Here is a 19789-nt window from a genome sequence, read left to right on the forward strand (position 1 = left end):
ATATCTCCTTTTATTTATCATCAATCTTTTGGAAAACTTTCATCTCAGCTTCCACATTTTTTTTATGATGATCCCTACATAATTTTGCTACATCTATGTTAATATTTTTTAATTTTTCAAAAGCATTTTCAGAGTGTTTCTCCAACTCTTCATCTCCAATTAAAACCTTTTTTACTCTCCTTAAAAGACCCGTATTCCCTTTCCCACAATCATGCAACAATGCTAACTTTAAATAATTTTTATTATTTTTTAAAATTTCATCTTTATTGCATCTTTTATAAACTAAAAATGAATGTACTTTATCATACTCTCGCATCTGATTAAAAATTTCAAACTCTTCTGTTGAAAGTATTTTTTTCACTTCCTCTTCATCTTTTTTTTCAAATTTCAAAAATATATATCTATAAACCTGTTTTAGCCTAGAAATCATTCAAATCTCCCTTATCACTATATTTCCAAACTCTTTTCTTAAAGATTTTATGTTTGAGGCATTTTTTCCTATTACCTCTCCTTTTTTATCCTTTTTTACATACAGTATCATAATCTCATTATCGACTGTTTTTTCAATTTTTTCAACTCCAAGTATTTCCAGATTGTCACACGCTACAATCATTTTAGTTGCTAATTCCTCTTTTAAATATACCTTTTCCAAAGTTAAGTATTTACCAGGAAAAGTCTCAACCTCTCCTGTTAAAATATACCCCGCCATATTTCTAACTTGTTTAGGCATAAAAGAGTCTCCAATGAATCTCAATACTCCTTTTTGAAAAGTAACTTCAACTTTTCTTTCATGCTCCTTTAATTCCAACCCTTTTTTATCTGTAAATCTGCTCACATCATAAGTTCCACTTACTTCCAATAGCGTTTTTTCAATATCTTCTATCGATCTTTTAATTCTTTTTTTAGGATATTTGTATAGATACTCTCTCTTTGCCACATACTCTGGAAAAGATAGGTTTGGAAAAGTTTTCTGTACCCCTCTTATAAAAATAGAATCTTTCATTTTTTCGTTAAATTTAAAAATAATTTCACTTAAATTACCATTGAAATTGCTACTCACATAAAGGAGATTTCTTTCAGCAGAAACTTTAGCATCTGTTCTTCCCCCCTGCTGAATACCTTTTGCCCAAGTAAACCCAAGCTCATTCATGACTCTTCTAAACTCCCCTTTTACAGTTATCTTTCCTGACATCTCATCAAAGGAGTGAAATCTCTCTCCATTGTAAAAAACTGTAAATATATATCCCCATTTATCAGTTTTTTCAATACCTCTAAAATTCATTACTCTCCTCTTTTTCTAACAATATGGCATCTTCTGCATCTAGCTTCATAACTTTCACTAGCCCCAACCATAACAATAGGATCATCTTCATAAGCAGGCTCTCCATCCACTAACCTTTGGGTTCTCGACGCTGGATTTCCACAGCAAGCACAAATAGCATTAAACTTATCCACATACTCAGCTTTTGCCATCAATCTGTCCATAGGTACAAATGGTTCTCCTCTAAAGTCTTGATCCAACCCTGCTACAACAACCCTCTTTCCTTGATTTGCTAACTCTTCACAAAATTCAGCCACGTCCTCACCAAAAAACTGAACCTCGTCTATACCTATAACTCTTACATCCATATACTCTTTTTCTATTATCTCTCTCATCTCTTGCACCGTTGAAGCCGGCACTGCCTCAATAAACGCTTGACTATGGGAAGCTACCTTTGTCTCATCATATCTATCATCACTTGAATGTTTAAAAACTAAAATTTTTTGATTTGCATATTTTGCCCTTCTCATTCTTCTAATTAATTCTTCACTCTTTCCTGAAAACATACTCCCGGTTACAACTTCTATCCAACCCATTCCTTCTGTTAATAATAAATGCATTGTATTTTTTCCTCCATCATCAACTATTTTTTATCTATTTTCTATTATAACATAATTAATAATCAAAACAAATCGATAAATCCCATTAAAACAAAAAAGTAGCTATAACAGCTACTTTTAGTCTTTCTATTTCTCATCCACATATCCTAACTCTTTTAAAAATGGCTTTTTCTTTCTCCAGTCATCTTTCACTTTTACCCAAAGCTCCAGATATATCTGAATTCCTAAAAGATTCTCAATCTCTTTTCTAGCTTCGATTCCAATCTCTTTTAACATCTTACCCTGTTTTCCAATTATAATACCTTTTTGAGAGTCTCTTTCAACATAAATATTTATGTCAAATTTATCCTTTCCATTATCTCTTCTCGTTACATTTATAATTTCAATAGCTACAGAGTGTGGAATTTCATCCCTTGTTCTCTCCAATATTTTTTCCCTAACAACCTCTGTTATTATTCGATACATAGGCATATCTGTATACATATCATCTGGATAGAATTGTACTCCATCCTCTAAAAATGGGTCTATCGCTTCCAATAGTTTAGGGACACCGATAGCGTATTGTCCAGCTATCTCAACAATAGCATTAAAATCGCCTAACTTTTCCGCTATCTCCTCTCTTTTCTTTACTAACTCTTCATCATTTATTTTATCTATCTTATTTACTATCAATATTCTAGGAGTATTCTTTGCCTCTTTTACCTTTTCCCATACAAATAAATCACCAGTACTAATCTCTTGAGAAGCATCTATAACCATAGCAATTACATCCACATCTTTCAATACTCTTAAAGCACTATTTGTCATATGTTCCCCTAATAGATGCTTTGGTTTGTGAATTCCCGGTGTATCCACAAATATATATTGGTTTCCATTGAAGTTCAAAATCCCTTTTATTGTATCTCTTGTTGTCCCTGCTTTATCCGATACAATAGCAACTTTTTCATTTACAAGTTTATTTATCAATGTAGATTTTCCTACGTTTGGTCTTCCCACTACTGCTATAAATCCAGCTTTCACTCTAATCATCTCCTATTCCAATTTTAAAATACTTCTCTTTTAAATCTAAAAAAAACTGCTCTTCATTAATTTCATCACTACATTTTACCATAGTTTTTAAAGTATTCCTCAACATATTTGGAGTTATCTCTCTCTCAATGCCACATTTTTTCCCTAAAGAGATAAATCTAGCTCTAAATGATTGCCTACTAAAACCATAAAATACAAGATTACTATTCCCGCCGACTAAGTGAGTTCTAACTTCTTTTATATAATTTTCAAGCTCTTTAGAAAGTTCATCAGATATTCCTATTTTTTCTCCCTTTTCATCATTATATATAATTTTATATGAAACCAACTCTAAGTCTGATATTTTTATTTTTAAAATATCATTTATTGAAAGATTAGTTTCTACAAGAAGTTTTATAAGTAGTCTATCTCTTACACCCTTATAGTCTTTTCCACAGGTATCTAAAATATTATTGATCTCCCAAATTTCCAAAGTTTCTAACTCTTTTTCTGGGGCTTTTTCAATTACTATCCCATCCGAAGGATTATCATTAATTAGCCTCTTTTCTAAAAGATACTTGTAGAAGGTTTTAATCGTACTAACTTTTCTTAGAATTGAATTTGGTTGATAATTTTTCTTTAAAAATTCAATATATTTTAAAATATCCTCCTTTCTTATATCTAAAAAATCCTTTTCTATAAAACTTTCAAAATCTTTTATATCTCCGTGATACAAATCCAAAGTTTCCTTTTTTAAACTTTTTGAATCCGCTTTGTACTTAATAAAATTCTCTAATAGTTCCATTATTTATCACCTAATAGCTCTCTGGCGTGTTCAATAACTGCTTCAGATACGTTTTTTCCTGCCAACATTCTAGCAATCTCTTTTACTCTCTCATCCCTATTTAATTCCTTTACCTGTGTTATAGTCTTATTATCCACAAGATTTTTTTCTATGTAGAATTGCTGAGTAGCCTTTGCGGCAATAGCAGGTGAGTGAGTTATACTCATAACTTGGGTTGCCTCTCCTATCTCTTGAAGTTTACTCGCTATTTTTCTAACAGTTTCTCCTCCAACCCCAGTGTCAATCTCATCAAAAATCAGTATTGGTATGTTATCAACCTTTGAAAAAATAACCTTTATAGCCAACATTATTCTACTTACTTCTCCACCTGAAGCTACCTTCCATAATGGCTTTAAACCTTGACCAACATTTGTTGAAATCATAAATTCCACTTGATCTATACCATTTAGTGTCATTGATGGCGACTCTTCAAACTCAATTTTAAAGTTTGCATCACTCATATTTAAACCTTTTAACTCATCTTGAAGATTTTCTTCTATGATTTTAGCTTTTGATTTTCTTATGTCACTTAATTTTTGTGCTAAAGTATAATATTTTGATTTAGCTTCATCTCTATCCTTCTCTAATTTTTTTACTTGAAAACTATTTTCATCCAACAACTGCAATTTTTCGTCAACTTTTTCTCTATGTTGAAGTATTGTGGCTATATCATCTCCATATTTTGACTTTAAACGATTAATTGCATCAAGCCTTGATATCACTTTTTCCAATCTCATATCATCAGCCTCTATATCGTCATTTAAATCTCTGATTGAATCCACACAATCCTGTAAATCATAATAAACTCTTTCCAATCTTTCTAAGTTTTCTTGAAACTCTTTTCCATATTTTGATATTGTCTCTAAATTTTTTCTACTATTATAGATTATATTCAAAGCATTTTTTTCGCCATCTTTTAATATATTCTCCGTTAGTGATAGCTTTTCCTTTATTTTTCCCGCATGAAAAAGTTTTTTATACTCCTCTTCAAGCTTTTCATCTTCGCCATCTTTTAAATTTACCTTGTCAATCTCCTGTAACTGAAATTCATAAAACTCTTTTTTTTCTAGAGTTTCTCTTCTATTTTTCTCTACATCTTGAATTCTTCTTTCTAAACTCGAATACTCATTATAAATTACTTCCAGCTGTTTCTTTATTCCAATACCACTGTCACCTAAAAATCTATCCAAAAGTCTAAGATGGTTATTTTTATTTAACAACATCTGGTGGGAGTGTTGCCCCACAATATCAACTAAAGTTCCCATTATCTCTTTTAAACTCGACATTGGAACTCGAATATTATTTACGTAAGCCTTCCCTTTTCCATTTTTATCTATATGCCTTCTCACGATAACTTCATTGTCTTCAGCTTCTATACCTAACTCTCTTAACTCAGCTTCCTGTTCTTCATTGACAGCAAACACACCTTGTGCTAATAGATAGTCCTCTCCATCCCTTACCATATCAGCACTTGCCTTCTCTCCTATCAATAGATTTATTCCACTTAAAATTATAGATTTTCCTGCTCCTGTTTCTCCTGTTAAAACAATCAATCCATTTTTAAATTCTAAATCTACCTTTTCTATTATAGCTAAATTTTCAATTTTTAACTCTTTTAACATAGATTATCTCCCCACTTTAACTTATCTCTTAAGATTCCATAGTAATCTCTATTTTCGGGCAAAATAAGATTTATTTTTTTATGAGAATAGTATATAAATATCTCTTCTTGATCCTTTATCTCTCTTTCTATTTCTCCATCCACTATTATACACCCTTCCTGTCCAGGTTTTAAAGTTAATATCAACTTTTCCTCACCACTTATTATTATAGGTCTTGTTGCCAAATTATGGGGAGCTAAAGGAGTCACAATTATGGCTTTTATTTGTGGCATAACTATTGGACCTCCCGCTGAAAGAGAATAAGCCGTAGAACCTGTTGGTGTCGCCACTATTATTCCATCCGCCTTATAATCACATATTTTTGTATTCTCAGTATTTATGGATACACCTAAAATTTTTGAACTAGCCATTTTTTTTGAAATAACAACTTCATTTAATACATCTATTTTTTCACCTCTTATAACTACTTCTAAAAGTTGTCTTCTTTCTTTTTTTACTATTCCTTTTAAATAGTCAAGAAAAGTAGGTTTAAATTCTTCGCTTTTTATCTCTGTTAAAAAACCTAAAGACCCCGCATTGATTGCAAAAATATCTATATTCTTATTCTGTATTAAAGTTTTTGAAGCTCTAAGTAAAGTTCCATCTCCTCCTATAACAACAGCAAATTCTGCTTCTAACACACGAGTTTTAGGAACTATCTCTATATCATTTTGTATAAAGAACTCTATCAATTGATGATATAGTTTTACTGCTTCTTCTTTATCTTCATTGTAAATTATAGTTCCTTTCATTCTCTTTCTCTCCTCACTTAAAATAGACTCTCTGGATTTATTGGTTTTAAGTTAAATCTTACTTCATAATAGAGATTGGCTTTACTCTCTGTATTTAAACCTAAGACCCCTATATCTTGACCTCTTTGGACTTGCTGATTCAATTTTACTCCAACGGCAATCAAATTTCCATAAACACCAATTGTATTGTATCCATAATCTATCATAACCACATTATTAAGACCTTGAAATTTATCGGCATAGATTACTTTTCCACTTGTTGCAGCTTTAACTCTATTTCCCATTTTTCCAGCTATTTCAATTCCATTACTAACAACTTCTCCATTTTTTTTCTCTTTAAATTTTACAACAATAGCTCCCGAAATAGGTCTTTGAAATTTTCCAAGTTTCAAAACAGCTGTATCCAATTTTACATTCTTATTTGTGGTACTTCTTGCTTTTATAACTCTTTCAATCTCTTTTTCTATATTCTTCTTTTGAATCTCTAGCTTACTTATTGTCTTCACATGAGTTGTTTTTTCTTGATTCAATTTAGTTATTAGTCTATTTTTTTCTTGCTTTTTTACCTCAATAGATCGCCTATTTGAATCTAATTTTCTTTTTAGTATTGTCAACTTTTGCCTATTATTCTCTATATTTCTTTTCACTTGCTCGATAGAGGTTTGCACATTTTTTATATGTTCCATGCTCTCTAAATCCCCATATAAAAGCCTTGAAAAACTTCTTTTAGCTATACTTCTCTCTTTTGTATCACTTTCTAAACTAGACTTCCTAGTCACTTCTATCATCTTAGCTTTATATTCAGATTTTTTTCTATCTAATGCTTTACTGCTCACGCTTAGATTCAGTCCTCCATATTCGATATTTCTATTGACTACTTTTATCTCCTCTTGAAGCTTTTCAGCCTCTTTTTCTATATCTTTAATCTCTAAATTTATATTTTCAATCTGTTTTGCAATACTTATCTTTTCGGAGTTTATATGCTCAATTCTACTATTTTTTTGTTTTATCTCACTTTCTATTTTCTTCATTTTATTCTTCAAATTATCTACACTATCCCCAAATATAAAAGTTGAACAAATTAAAAAAACTATTGCTCCTTTCATAGTCAAACCTCATCATTCTTTAGCTTACCTGTCGATTTCCAAGCTAAAAATAAAAGTATTAATGTCGCTACAATTTCAATTGCTACAATTTGCTTAAAACTTTGAAGTATTAACGTAGATAAAATTTGTTGGTATTTCTCTCTTAAAATGACATAGATATTAAAAAATATTAGCCCCCCAACTAGAGCACTCCCAATAAATGGTATCAAATTTTTATTTCTAGCCACAGAAAAATTTTTTTTATTCTGCGGAGACTTTATCGAATAAATCATATAATCTCTGATTATAGCTCCTCTAAGAATTGTCGTTATCGGGTAATATATTCCCACTCCCAATATCAGACAAATCAATAACGACATATTTGCCGCACTAATTTTTCTTTGAGTATTTTGTAAAAATTGACTATCTATATATATCTCTCTTACCATTGGATTTACGTCCAGTAACTCTTGAATGGTATGCAGGTTTTTTTCATCTTTAAAATATACAATTATTGAATTCGGTAGTGGATTTTCACTTTTAGGTATAACTATTTCCAGTTCTTTTTGTAAATTTCTAAAAGCTTCTTCTTTTGATAAAAATCTTGTTCCTTTAACATTTTCATTTTCTAAGAGAAATTTTTCAAACTCTTGTAATTTTTCTTTTGAATTTTCATTTTGTAGTTCGATAGTAAAAAAATAATCACTCTTTAATATTTTCCCAATAAAGTAGCTATTAGAAGATAATGAAATAAATATATTAAATATAATAAAACTAAATGTCAATGCTATGAATGTTCTTGCCCCTTTTTTTCTTTCCATCTCTTCTCCCTAATTAAAATATAGAGGCCAGTTCAACTCGCCTCTATACTATCTATTCTCTATAAGTTTTCTTTTATTACTGATATTAATTTTGTCGCTGTTAACTCATATTTTTCCAATAATTCTTCAGCTTTTCCACTTTGACCAAATACATCATAGATTCCAACTTTTTTAACTAATGTTGGATATGTCTCTGATAAAAATTCGGATACCGCTGAGCCAAGCCCTCCAATTACTGAATGTTCCTCAGCTGTTACTATAAATTTTGTTTCTTTAGCCGCTTTTAAAACTGTTTCCCCATCTAAAGGTTTTATCGTTCCAACATTTATTACTCTCACTGAAACCCCTTCAGATTCTAATTTTTCCGCCGCCTCTAGAGCTCTTGCTGTCATAAGTCCTGTTGCCAATATTGTAACATCAGTTCCCTCTTTCACAGTATTTGCCACTCCTATTTGGAAATCATATAAATCATCAAATAATACTGGTACATCTAATCTTCCCATTCTTATATAGACTGGTCCATTATACTCTGCCGCTGCAAATATCATCTTTTTAGTTTCTGTGGCATCTGCCGGTGATAGTACTACCATTCCCGGAATACTTCTCATTAAAGAGATGTCTTCAATTGACTGATGGGATCCCCCATCCTCTCCCACTGAAATTCCTGCATGCGTTGGAGCTATTTTTACATTCAATTTTGGATAAGCCACTGTATTTCTTATCTGTTCAAATGCTCTTCCTGCTGCAAACATTGCAAACGTTGAAGCGAATGGTATTTTACCACACGTCGCAAGTCCTGCTGCTGTTCCTATTAAATCTGCCTCAGCTATTCCAACATTTATATGTCTCTCTGGAAACTCTTCTTGAAATAGATTTGTCTTTGTTGATTTTGTCAAGTCCGCATCTAAAACAACTACATTATTATTTTGTCTTCCAAGTTCTACCAATGCTTCTCCATAAGCTTGTCTTGTAGATTTTTTCATTATTTCATCCTCCAAATTTATTATATCTCTGATACTTTTTCTAGCTCTGCTATCGCTCTTTCTGTCTCTTCACAAGTCGGTGCTACTCCATGGAATCCACAAACATTCTCCATGAACGAAACCCCTTTTCCTTTTACAGTTTTAGCAATAATTACTGTAGGTTGTCCCTTTGTTTTTTTAGCCTTATCCAAAGCATCAAATATCTCTTGGAAGCTATGACCATCTATTATAATTACATTCCATCCAAAAGCTTCCCATTTTTTATCCAGAGGTTCTACACCCATAATTTTATCTACATTTCCATCAATTTGAAGATTGTTTGAGTCAACGAAAGCACATATTGAATCCAGCTTAAAATGTGCTGCTGACATTGCTGCTTCCCATACTTGCCCCTCTTGTAACTCTCCATCCCCCATCAAAACATAGGTTCTATAATTCTCTCCCGAAATTCTAGCTGATAATGCCATTCCATTAGCCACAGATAGTCCTTGTCCTAAAGAACCCGTAGAGATTTCCACACCCGGAAGTTTTTTCATATCTGGGTGTCCCTGTAAAGGCGATCCATATGCTCTTAATGTTCCTAATAACTCTTTATCAAAATATCCTCTTTCAGCTAAAGCAGAGTAAAGTACTGGAGCTGCATGTCCTTTTGATAAAACAAATCTATCTCTTCCCTCCATTTTTGGATTTTTAGGATCTATATTCATCTCTGAAAAATATAGTGCAGTTACTATGTCTGCAGCCGATAGTGATCCTCCCGGATGACCTGATTTTGCTTTACATACCATTTGAACAATGTCTTTTCTAATTTTAGTAGCTTGTTCTACTAAAAAATTAATGTCTCTCATTTTTTCTCCTCTCAATCCTTTTATTTAGTTAAATTATATTAAAAATCAGCTTCTTTTGTCAAGTTAAGGTCCGGGATTTCTATGAATTTTAATGTATTAAAACAGGATTTTAACTTTTTCAAAAATTAAGTGTACAATAAAAGTGAGTGAACTACTTACCTCATCATATTTTACTGCACTTAAAAAAACACAAACACCCGCAAAAAGTGTGAAAGGTCTAAAAAACTTTTCCTCTTTTTTTATATTTTTTATAATTGTGTACACTCCCAGTAAAGTTAAAATCATAACTTCGATATAGCTTTGAGAATATTTTATTGATAAAAAAATACAGTATATTCCCGTTAAAAAAATAAAGCCTTTACTTCCTTTCACACCTAGACATACTTTACAATATGGAAAATATATCAAGGCTCCCCTTGACCATCCCTTTGGAAAAAAATCAAAAATCATATGTAACCCAAGTGCTAATGCAAAACCCATTATTGAAAACCTAAAAATTTCTACATCCTTTTGAGTATTATAAAAATACATCATTATCCAAAGAATTATAGGGCTATGGGTTAAAATATTTCTATGTTTTATCTTTAATTTAAAATCCCAATCTGGAAATTTTAATCCTATTAAAAAAGACATCCAAATTAATATTACTCCTATGAAGCTCATAGATTCAAAAATCTCAATAACTTTTGTAAAATCTATTACCATATAATATCCTTTCTATTTTTTCATATTATATCATACTTTGACAAATGAAAAAATAAAAAAAGCTCTGCCACTTTTGTGACAGAGCTAATTTTTTGATATAATAGTTACACCATGTATACTATTAAACAAATTTTTACTTCTGTCAATTATATTAATATTTAAATTCTATTCAAGAGTTTTAAAAGCTCTTGTTTTTTGATATAATACAGATATTTATATAAATTAAACAAAAAGTATTTAAAATATAATTATACGAGGGGAGTCATGGGCATTCAATCAGAAACAGAATTAGAAAAAAATTTAATCAAACAGCTTGTAAGACAAGGTTATGAAAAGATAAATATAAGAAACGAAGAAGAATTAAACCTTAATTTTAAGAAGCAGTTAGAACTTCATAATAAAAAAGCATTAAATGATAAACCTTTAACAGATAAAGAATTTGAGAAAATAATGATTCATTTAAGTGGTGGATCTATTTTTGATAAGGCTAAAAAATTAAGGGATCAATTTCAACTGTTAAGAGATAATGATGAAATTGTGTATATTCAGTTTTTTGACTCTAAAGATTGGTGTTGTAATAAGTTTCAAGTAACTAATCAAATTACAATAGAAGGTAAATATAAAAATAGATATGATGTAACTATCTTAATAAATGGATTACCTCTTGTTCAAATAGAGCTTAAAAGAAGCGGAATAGAGCTAAAAGAAGCTTTTAATCAAATTAATAGATATCAGAAGCATTCATATGGAAAATTATTTAACTTCATTCAGCTATTTGTAATTAGTAATGGAGTAAATACAAAGTATTATGCAAATAATAAAAATCAGTCTTTTAAGCAAACGTTCTATTAGACTGATGTAGAAAATAATAGATATAGTGATCTTCATAAGTTCACAGAAGTATTCTTAAACAAATCTCATGTTTTAAAAATGATAGGAAAATATATAGTACTTCATAAATCAGATCAAATTTTAATGATCTTAAGACCTTATCAGTATTATGCAGTTGAAAGCATATTAAGAAGAGTGGAGAATCTTCCACCTAAGAATGGATATATTTGGCATACAACAGGTTCAGGTAAAACTTTAACCTCTTTTAAGACAAGTCAATTATTGACACAAAATAAAAATATAGATAAGGTAATTTTTGTTGTTGATAGAAAGGATTTAGACTATCAAACAATAAAAGAGTTTAAAGCCTTTGATAAAGACTCAATAGATGGAACAGATAATACAACTCATTTAGTTAAGCAAATAACTGATGATAAGACACCACTTATAATAACGACTATTCAAAAACTAAATAACGCTATTTCAAAGAATCATTTAGAAAGTAGGATGAAAAATGCTAAAGATAAGAAAATAGTATTTATCTTTGATGAGTGCCATAGATCCCAATTTGGAGATACTCACCATAAAATAGTCGAGTTTTTTACAAATAAACAGATGTTTGGCTTTACAGGAACACCAATATTTGCAGAAAACGCTATAAAAACTAAGACTACAAAAGATTTATTTGATGAGTGCCTTCATAAGTATTCTATAAAAGATGCCATAGGTGACGATAATGTTTTAGGTTTCTCAGTTGAATACTATAATACTTTTAAATCAAAAGATTTGAAAGATAAAGAGGGAAATGATTTATCAGCAGATGACTTAAATGTTGAAGGGATAGACACAGCAGAAGTTTTTGAAGCTCCTGAAAGACTTGAAAATATAGTTGATTTTATTCTAGCAAATCATAAAAGAAAAACTTATAATAAAGAGTTTACTTCTATTTTTGCAGTGAGTAGTATTCCAACTCTTATAAAATATTATGATATATTTAAAAGTAAAAACCATGATTTGAATATAGCCACAATTTTTACTTACACTGCTAATGAAGAAGCAAAAGATACAGAAGAAAATACTGGAGAAGAAGTTCCAACTATCCACACAAGAGAAAAATTAGATGAGATAGTAAAAGATTATAATAAAACTTTCGGAGATAATCACAACCTTAATAAAGACGGTGGCTTCAATGCTTACTATATTGATATCTCTAAAAAAGTGAAAGAGAGAAAAATAGATATTTTACTTGTTGTTAATATGTTTTTAACTGGCTTTGATAGTAAAACTTTAAATACTTTATATGTCGATAAGAATTTAAAATATCATAATCTTATCCAAGCTTATTCAAGAACTAATAGAATATTAAACGAAAAGAAAAGTTATGGAAATATATTATGCTTTAGAAATCTAAAGAAAAGAACAGATGAAGCTATTACACTGTTTTCAAATAAAGAAGCAGTTGAAACAGTACTTATGAAAGATTATGCTGAATATGTAACTGATTTTAATAAATATGTGGAAAAATTATTTAAAATAGCAAGTTGTGTAAATGATGTTGATAAATTAGAAACTGAAGAGGAGAAAGTGGATTTTATAACAGCCTATAGAAACCTTATAAGAGTTATGAATAGACTAAATACATTTACAGAATTTTCTTTTGATCATATTGATATTGGAGAGCAAGAGTTTGAAGATTATAAAAGTAAATACTTAGATCTGTATGATGAAGTAAAAAGTAAAACAACTAAAGAAAAAGTTTCTATCTTAAATGATTTAGACTTTGAAGTGGAACTATTAAAAAGAGATGATATTAATGTAACCTATATTATGCTTCTATTGAAAGAGTTAGATCCTAATAGCGAGAGCTATGCAAAGGATAAAGAGTTTATCCTAAAGCTATTAGATGGTTCAGAGGAATTAAGAAGTAAGAGAGAACTTATTGAAAAATTCTTAGAAGAAAACCTACCTTTAATTCCAGAAGAACAAGATGTAGAGGTAGAGTTTGATTTTTATTTAAAAAGAGAAAAAGAAGAAGCTATTGAAAAATTCATGGTAGAAGAGAATCTTTATGAAGACAGACTGAAAGAAACAATAGGTGAATATGATTTTTCTAGAAAGCTTGATAGAGATATGGTAAAATCAACTTTCATGGAGAAATTGGGGTTAAAGGAAAGAAGAGTTAAAATAGAAATAGTAGCAAATACTATAAAAGATTTAGTAGATAGATTTACTTGGTATTAAAAAAAGAGCTTCGTATGAGGCTCTTTTTGTTTTTTAAATAAAAAACATTTGTATTGACTTTTTAATTTTTTAGATATATAATCATTCTTGTAGAACAAAATAACGTTTTTTAAATAAAAAACAAAGTATGAAGTAGGGAGGTGACATATGATTTTAGATGAATTATTTGATATTAAATTAGGAACACTCTTAAATAGAGTTAAATCTAATGAAAAAACAGATTTTAAATGTAGAGCTTTTACTATAAAAAGTATTGAAAATAGCACTATTATAGGAAATAACTTAGAAGAAATTTATTTAAAGCAAGAAACTTCTGGAGATGTTTATTCTAAAGAGGGAGATATATTGATGAAAGGATCTCTTCCTTTTAGCTTTGCATATATATCAAAAGAATGGGAAGGGATTTTAATTCCAAGTAATTTCTACATTTTAAGGTTAAAAGAGGAGTATAAAGAGAAAATATTACCACAATATGTATTCTATAAATTACATTCAAATGATATAAATAATCAATTTAAGAGAATTTTACAAGGGAATGCAGCTGTAATTACATTTAACAAACAAGATTTACAAACTATAAAACTTAAAATACCAGAAATAGGTGAGCAGGAAAAGGGATTAAAATTATTTAACTTGATGAATGAAAAGTTAAATTTCTTAAGAAAAAAAGTAGAGTTAGAGGAAAAATTATTAAAAGGTATCATAAATAACTATTAAAAAGGAGAGTAAAAGATGTCAGAACATAAACAAGAGTTAGAAAAGAGACTTTGGGCAATAGCTAATGAACTTAGAGGAAATATGGGAGCTGATGAGTTTAGAGACTACATACTAGGTTTTATATTCTTTAAATTCTTATCAGAAAAAATGGAAAAGTTTGCTTTAGTAGAACTTGATGGAGAAATAGAAAAATATAGTGATATCGAAAAAGATCCAGAACTTTTAGAAGAGCTACATGAAGAAGCAGTAGAATCTTTAGGATATTTTATAGAACCAAAATATTTATTTCATAATATAGCTGAAAGAGCTAAAAACAAAGAGTTAATTATAGAAGATTTAGGTAAAGCTTTAAAGCTTGTTGAAGAGTCAGCACTAGGACATGAATCAGAGCATGAATTTACTGGGCTATTTGAAGATGTTGATTTAACTTCTACAAAACTGGGAAGAACAGTAGACCAAAAAAACAGGTTAATATCAGAAGTAATAAAGCATCTTGATGAAATTAATTTTGGATTTGATGATACAGAGATGGATATTTTAGGAGATGCTTATGAGTATCTAATTGGAGAGTTTGCCGCAGGAGCAGGAAAAAAAGCTGGAGAGTTTTATACTCCTCAACAAGTATCAAAAATACTTGCTAAAATAGTAACTTTAGGAAAAGAAAGAATAAGATCTGCTTATGACCCAACTTGTGGTTCAGGATCACTACTTTTAAGAGTAGCAAAAGAGGCTAATGTTTCTCATATTTATGGACAAGAATTAAATACTACAACTTATAACCTTGCTAGAATGAATATGATATTACATGGTGTAAAATTTGGTAATTTTGATATAGAGCAGGGAGATACTTTAGAAGAGGATAGGCACTTAGATAGAACTTTTGAAGTAGTAGTGGCAAATCCACCATTTTCTGCTAACTGGTCAGCTGATCAAACATTTTTAAGTGATGAGAGATTTTCTGCTTATGGAAAATTAGCTCCTAAAACAAAGGCTGACTTTGCATTTGTTCAACATATGATACATCACTTAGATGAGGATGGAGTAATGGCAACTGTATTACCTCATGGAGTATTATTCCGTGGAGCAGCAGAGGGAGTTATAAGAGAGTATCTGATTAAAGAAAAGAACTACTTAGATGCAGTAATAGGATTGCCAGCAAATATTTTCTATGGTACATCTATTCCAACTTGTATCTTAGTATTTAAAAAGCATAGAGAAAATAGTGATAATGTTTTATTCATAGATGCAAGTAGCCTATTTGAAAAAAATAAAAATCAAAATATGCTAACTGATGAGCATGTAGAAGAGATTTTAAAAACTTATGAAAAAAGAGAAGAGATAGAGAAATTTTCACATCTAGCTACTATGGAAGAGATTGCAGAAAATGACTATAACTTAAATATCCCAAGATATGTTGATACTTTTGAAGAAGAGGAAGAGATTGACTTAGAAGCTGTTGCTAATGAAATAGGAGATCTGGATAAGGAAATAGTGGCAGTAGATGAAGAGATAAAAAAATACTGTGAGGAGCTTGGCATAAAAGCCCCTATATTATAGGAGGAATTCGCTATGTTAGAAAGAAAAGATAATCTTTACCATGATATTAAGTTACTTTTGGAAAATGCTAGAAAAAAAGTTTTATCTACAGTAAATTCTACAATGACTTTTACATATTTTTTAATAGGAAAAAAAATAGTAGAAGAGGAACAAAATGGAGAGTTAAGAGCTGAATATGGAAAAGAGCTTATTAAAAATTTAGCAACACAACTTACAAAAGAATTTGGAAAGGGATTTACAGTTAGAAATCTAGAATTGATAAGAAAATTTTATATGACGTATTTCGAAGATGAGAAAACGAAATCAGTGATTTCGTTTTCTGAGAATCCCTTTAAATTAAGCTGGACTCATTATATTCGTTTAGTTAGAATTCAAAATGTTGAAGAAAGAAGATTCTATGAAATAGAAGCTGAAAAAGAAAATTGGACTGTCAGAGAGATGGATAGACAAATAAGTAGCTGTTTATATGAAAGATTAGTTCTTAGTCGTGATAAAGAAGAGGTAAAAGCTCTGTCTACTAAAGGACAAATTATAGAAAAGCCTAAAGATATAATAAAAGATCCTTATGTTTTAGAGTTTTTAGGATTAGAGGAGATAAGTAATTATTCTGAAAATACTTTGGAAACTAGTATTATAAATCATATTGAGAAGTTTATAATGGAGCTAGGAAAAGGATTCTTATTTCAGGGAAGACAGGTTAGATTCAGTTTTGATGAGGAACATTTCTTTGTTGATTTAGTTTTCTACAATAGAATTTTAAAATGTTTTGTGCTTATAGATTTGAAAATAGGGAAATTAAAGCATCAAGATATTGGGCAGATGCAGATGTATGTAAATTATTATGATAGATTTGAAAAGTTAGATGATGAGAATAAGACTATAGGTATTATTATTTGTAAAGATAAAAATGACACTTTAGTAGAGATAACTTTACCAGAAAATAATGAACAGATTTTTGCAAGTCGATATATGACAATACTTCCTTCAAAAGAGGATTTAGCTAAGATTGTTGAGGAGGAAGAAAGAGATGAAAAATAAAGTACCAAAATTAAGATTCCCAGAGTTCAGTGGCGAATGGGAGGAGAAGAAATTTCACAGTATATTTAAAATCTTTAATGGATATGCATTTTCAAGTAGTGATAGCAGAAGCAATGGTATTCGTTGGGTAAAAATTGCAGATGTAGGAATAAAGAAAATGAAAGAAGATTCACTTTCCTTTTTACCATTTGATTACAAGAAAAAATATAGTAATTTTTTATTAAATGAAAATGATTATGTTCTTGCATTAACTAGACCTATTTTAAATAATCAATTAAAAATAGCCAAAGTAAATAGTAATTTTCATAATTCTTTATTAAATCAAAGAGTTGGTAAATTAGAGTCAAATCAAAATATAGATTTTGTTTATCAGTTATTACAAAGAAATAATATTGTAAGTAAAATAGAAGTAAATATAGCAGGAAGTGACCCTCCAAACCTTTCTCCTAAAGAGATTAACAATTTGAAAACAAATATTCCTTCTCTTCCAGAACAAGAAAAGATAGCTAATTTTCTGTCTTCTGTGGATATAAAGATAGAGAAGCTAGAGAAGAAAAAAGAACTACTAGAGAAGTATAAAAAAGGGATGACACAAAAATTATTTAGTCAAAAGTTAAGGTTTAAAGATGAAAATGGAAATGATTATCCTAAGTGGGAAGAGAAGAGATTAGGTGAAATAGCTAAATTTTCTAAAGGTAAAAATATAACTAAGACAGATATTTCTGAAGAAGGATTTGAATGTATTCGTTACGGAGAATTATATACTAAATATAATGAAATTATAAAAGAAGTAACTTCTAAAACTAATTTAAAAGCAACGGAATTAGTATTTAGTGAAATGGGAGATATAATAATTCCAGCTTCTGGAGAAACTGCCATTGATTTAGCAACAGCTTCATGTGTACTAAAAAATGGTATTGCTTTAGGTGGAGATATAAATATAATAAAAACTAAAGAAAATGGAATATTCTTATCTTATTATATGAATAATAGTAAAAAATATGAAATAGCAAGTTTAGCCCAAGGAATATCAGTTATTCATATTTATAATTCACAATTAGGATTACTAAAGTTATCTCTTCCCTCACTTCCAGAACAAGAAAAGATAGCTAATATCTTATCTTCAATAGATAGAAAAATAGAATTAATAGAGGAAGAGTTAGAGAAAAATAAAGAGTTTAAAAAGGGATTATTACAACAGATGTTTGTATAAAAAACAAGGAGGGAGTTATAAATTTAGAGTTACAAATAACAGAAAATAAAAAAGAAGTGGGGAATTCTATAGAGACATTTAACAGACCATTAGCTAAATTTTTAGAATATAATGGGCTACCAATAGAAAATATTCTTATGCCTATCGAAGAAAGAATAAAAGTGATAAACTCAATGCAAAATATTTTAGAGTTAGTAGATAGAGATAAAAGAATAAAAGCTTACTATCTTTCTAAATTTACCATTTCTATTGCATCAGGGTTATTTGATGGAGCCTTAAATTATGTTTGGAATGAAGCGGTTAGAGCATTAAGAACATTGGTTATTAACTACGATCTACGATATTTTTATAGTATTGCAGCTGGAATTTCTAATAAGTATAAAAGTCTTTCAAAAGAAGAAGAATTAGAATTTGTTTCAGAGCATGATTTACTGGAGATAAATAGAAGAATAGGATTATTATCAGATATTAACTCGAGTATATTAATTATATGAGAAACCACTCAAGTGCAGCACATCCAAATGAAAATGAAATAAGTGGTTATGAGATGATTTCAATGCTTGAAAATATTATCAAATATGCTGTAAATGCAAAACCAGATCATTCTATGATTGAATTGAAAACATTAAATGATAATATTAGAAAAACTTCAATTCCTACAGAAGATTTAAGATCCATAATTAACAATTTAGCTAAGCATCCTCAAGAAAGAATTGATGATTTTATGCTTTCAATCTTTGGATTATATTGTGACGAAAGACAAAGCTCATTGGTCAGAGGTAATATAGAGCTTATTTCTCCAAAACTTTGGGAAATTATATCAGAAGATATAAAACACAGAATTGGAGCTAAGTTTGGTTATTATAGAGTAAATATAGAGGAAGCTAAGAAAAACTTATGTGCAAATTTTTTAAGAGTGGTAGGGGGAGAATCATATAAAGATGAAGATAGTTTAGCAGTTGATTTAATAGAATTATTACAAGAATTGAGAAGTGTTCATTTTAGTTATTATAATTTTTATAATGAATATCCATATGCTCAAAGAATATCAAAACTATTAGAAAATCTAACTTCAATTCCAAAAGCAGCAGAAAGAACGTTTATAAAAATTATTTCGATATGTTATGTAGGAAATGGAAAAGGATACAAAGATGGTGTAGATGAGATAGCTGTATCTTATTATGAAAAGTTTATCAGAAAATTTGCAGATAAAAAATTAAGTTTAATACATAAAGATAGTGATTTCAAATCTTTAATAAAATCATAAAGTAAAACCTTAAGAAACTGAGCAAAAATCAAAAAACAAATAATTTTATCACAATGTATTGTGGTGAAAAGTAAATAGGCTGACCAATAAGGTCAGCCTCTGTTATATTGTCAAATTCTTGAATCGTGTATTCTGATATTTTAATTTAAGTAAGATTACTTAGTAATTTCTGCAACAACTCCAGAAGCTACTGTTCTTCCTCCCTCTCTAATCGCAAATCTTAATCCCGGCTCCATTGCGATTGGGTGAATTAACTCCACTGTCATCTCAATGTTGTCTCCTGGCATTACCATCTCTACTCCCTCAGGTAAGTTGATTGCTCCTGTTATATCTGTTG

At 29.6% G+C, this 19789-nt stretch carries 21 protein-coding genes and 1 pseudogene; 9 read left to right on the forward strand and 13 right to left on the reverse strand.

Annotation, left to right across the window (positions count from 1 at the left end; all coding sequences use genetic code 11):
* Positions 1-10: 10 nt before the first annotated feature.
* From ACWI69_RS04805 to ACWI69_RS04860, 12 genes are all read right to left on the reverse strand, one after another.
* The gene (locus ACWI69_RS04805; protein ID WP_448820712.1) at positions 11-430 is read right to left on the reverse strand and encodes an HD domain-containing protein; all 420 of its coding nucleotides are present in this window, start codon (positions 428-430) and stop codon (positions 11-13) included.
* Complete coding sequence (locus ACWI69_RS04810) at positions 431-1282, reverse strand: KH domain-containing protein (protein ID WP_448820713.1); 852 nt, start codon at positions 1280-1282, stop codon at positions 431-433. It abuts the gene before it with no gap.
* The gene (locus ACWI69_RS04815; RefSeq protein WP_448820714.1) at positions 1282-1881 is read right to left on the reverse strand and encodes a thymidine kinase; all 600 of its coding nucleotides are present in this window, start codon (positions 1879-1881) and stop codon (positions 1282-1284) included. Before ACWI69_RS04815 ends, ACWI69_RS04810 begins: the two co-directional genes overlap by 1 nt.
* 126 nt (positions 1882-2007) lie before the next feature.
* Positions 2008-2901, reverse strand: a complete 894-nt coding sequence (era, locus tag ACWI69_RS04820) for a GTPase Era (RefSeq protein ID WP_448820715.1) — start codon at positions 2899-2901, stop codon at positions 2008-2010.
* A gap of 1 nt (position 2902) precedes the next feature.
* The gene (locus ACWI69_RS04825) at positions 2903-3694 is read right to left on the reverse strand and encodes a tyrosine-type recombinase/integrase (protein WP_448820716.1); all 792 of its coding nucleotides are present in this window, start codon (positions 3692-3694) and stop codon (positions 2903-2905) included.
* Positions 3694-5355 carry a DNA repair protein RecN gene (gene recN / locus ACWI69_RS04830; RefSeq protein ID WP_448820717.1) on the reverse strand — a complete coding sequence of 554 codons (1662 nt, stop codon included), beginning with the start codon at positions 5353-5355 and terminating at the stop codon, positions 3694-3696. Before recN ends, ACWI69_RS04825 begins: the two co-directional genes overlap by 1 nt.
* A complete protein-coding gene (locus ACWI69_RS04835; RefSeq protein WP_448820718.1) occupies positions 5349-6146 on the reverse strand; it encodes an NAD(+)/NADH kinase in 798 nt (265 codons plus the stop codon). Before ACWI69_RS04835 ends, recN begins: the two co-directional genes overlap by 7 nt.
* A 17-nt stretch (positions 6147-6163) precedes the next feature.
* Positions 6164-7252: a murein hydrolase activator EnvC family protein gene (locus tag ACWI69_RS04840; protein WP_448820719.1), complete on the reverse strand. Its 1089-nt coding sequence runs from the start codon at positions 7250-7252 to the stop codon at positions 6164-6166.
* 2 nt (positions 7253-7254) lie between these two features.
* Positions 7255-8052, reverse strand: a complete 798-nt coding sequence (locus ACWI69_RS04845; protein WP_448820720.1) for a permease-like cell division protein FtsX — start codon at positions 8050-8052, stop codon at positions 7255-7257.
* 59 nt (positions 8053-8111) lie between these two features.
* Complete coding sequence (locus ACWI69_RS04850) at positions 8112-9038, reverse strand: transketolase family protein (protein ID WP_448820733.1); 927 nt, start codon at positions 9036-9038, stop codon at positions 8112-8114.
* Between the two features lie 17 nt (positions 9039-9055).
* On the reverse strand, positions 9056-9883 hold the full coding sequence (locus tag ACWI69_RS04855; protein WP_448820721.1) for a transketolase: 828 nt from the start codon (positions 9881-9883) through the stop codon (positions 9056-9058).
* A gap of 96 nt (positions 9884-9979) precedes the next feature.
* Positions 9980-10588 (reverse strand): hypothetical protein, encoded by a 609-nt coding sequence (locus tag ACWI69_RS04860; RefSeq protein ID WP_448820722.1) that lies wholly within the window; start codon positions 10586-10588, stop codon positions 9980-9982.
* Between the two features lie 264 nt (positions 10589-10852).
* Here ACWI69_RS04860 and ACWI69_RS04865 point away from each other — a divergent pair, with 264 nt between their 5' ends.
* The 9 genes and pseudogenes from ACWI69_RS04865 (at position 10853) to ACWI69_RS04905 (ending at position 19452) form a co-directional block, all read left to right on the forward strand.
* Positions 10853-11440: a type I restriction endonuclease gene (locus ACWI69_RS04865; RefSeq protein WP_448820723.1), complete on the forward strand. Its 588-nt coding sequence runs from the start codon at positions 10853-10855 to the stop codon at positions 11438-11440.
* An 18-nt stretch (positions 11441-11458) separates the two neighbouring features.
* Positions 11459-12862, forward strand: a pseudogene (locus tag ACWI69_RS04870) (type I restriction endonuclease subunit R); the annotation flags it as partial.
* A gap of 30 nt (positions 12863-12892) precedes the next feature.
* Positions 12893-13660 carry a type I restriction endonuclease subunit R, EcoR124 family gene (locus ACWI69_RS04875; protein WP_448820734.1) on the forward strand — a complete coding sequence of 256 codons (768 nt, stop codon included), beginning with the start codon at positions 12893-12895 and terminating at the stop codon, positions 13658-13660.
* 147 nt (positions 13661-13807) lie between these two features.
* Positions 13808-14377, forward strand: coding sequence for a restriction endonuclease subunit S (locus ACWI69_RS04880; protein WP_448820724.1), 570 nt, complete (start codon positions 13808-13810; stop codon positions 14375-14377).
* Between the two features lie 15 nt (positions 14378-14392).
* A complete protein-coding gene (locus ACWI69_RS04885) occupies positions 14393-15934 on the forward strand; it encodes a type I restriction-modification system subunit M (protein WP_448820725.1) in 1542 nt (513 codons plus the stop codon).
* 12 nt (positions 15935-15946) lie between these two features.
* The gene (locus tag ACWI69_RS04890; protein ID WP_448820726.1) at positions 15947-16972 is read left to right on the forward strand and encodes a PDDEXK nuclease domain-containing protein; all 1026 of its coding nucleotides are present in this window, start codon (positions 15947-15949) and stop codon (positions 16970-16972) included.
* Positions 16962-18185, forward strand: a complete 1224-nt coding sequence (locus tag ACWI69_RS04895) for a restriction endonuclease subunit S (protein ID WP_448820727.1) — start codon at positions 16962-16964, stop codon at positions 18183-18185. The genes ACWI69_RS04890 and ACWI69_RS04895 overlap by 11 nt, the downstream gene beginning before the upstream one ends.
* A gap of 56 nt (positions 18186-18241) precedes the next feature.
* A complete protein-coding gene (locus ACWI69_RS04900; protein WP_448820728.1) occupies positions 18242-18679 on the forward strand; it encodes a hypothetical protein in 438 nt (145 codons plus the stop codon).
* Positions 18676-19452: a hypothetical protein gene (locus ACWI69_RS04905; protein WP_448820729.1), complete on the forward strand. Its 777-nt coding sequence runs from the start codon at positions 18676-18678 to the stop codon at positions 19450-19452. The genes ACWI69_RS04900 and ACWI69_RS04905 overlap by 4 nt, the downstream gene beginning before the upstream one ends.
* A gap of 155 nt (positions 19453-19607) precedes the next feature.
* On the opposite strand, the gene ACWI69_RS04910 is transcribed toward ACWI69_RS04905, so the two are convergent.
* A partial coding sequence (locus ACWI69_RS04910) for an EF-Tu C-terminal domain-related protein (protein WP_448820188.1) occupies positions 19608-19789 on the reverse strand: 182 nt, incomplete at its 5' end.

The organism is Cetobacterium sp. (assembly GCF_977044495.1).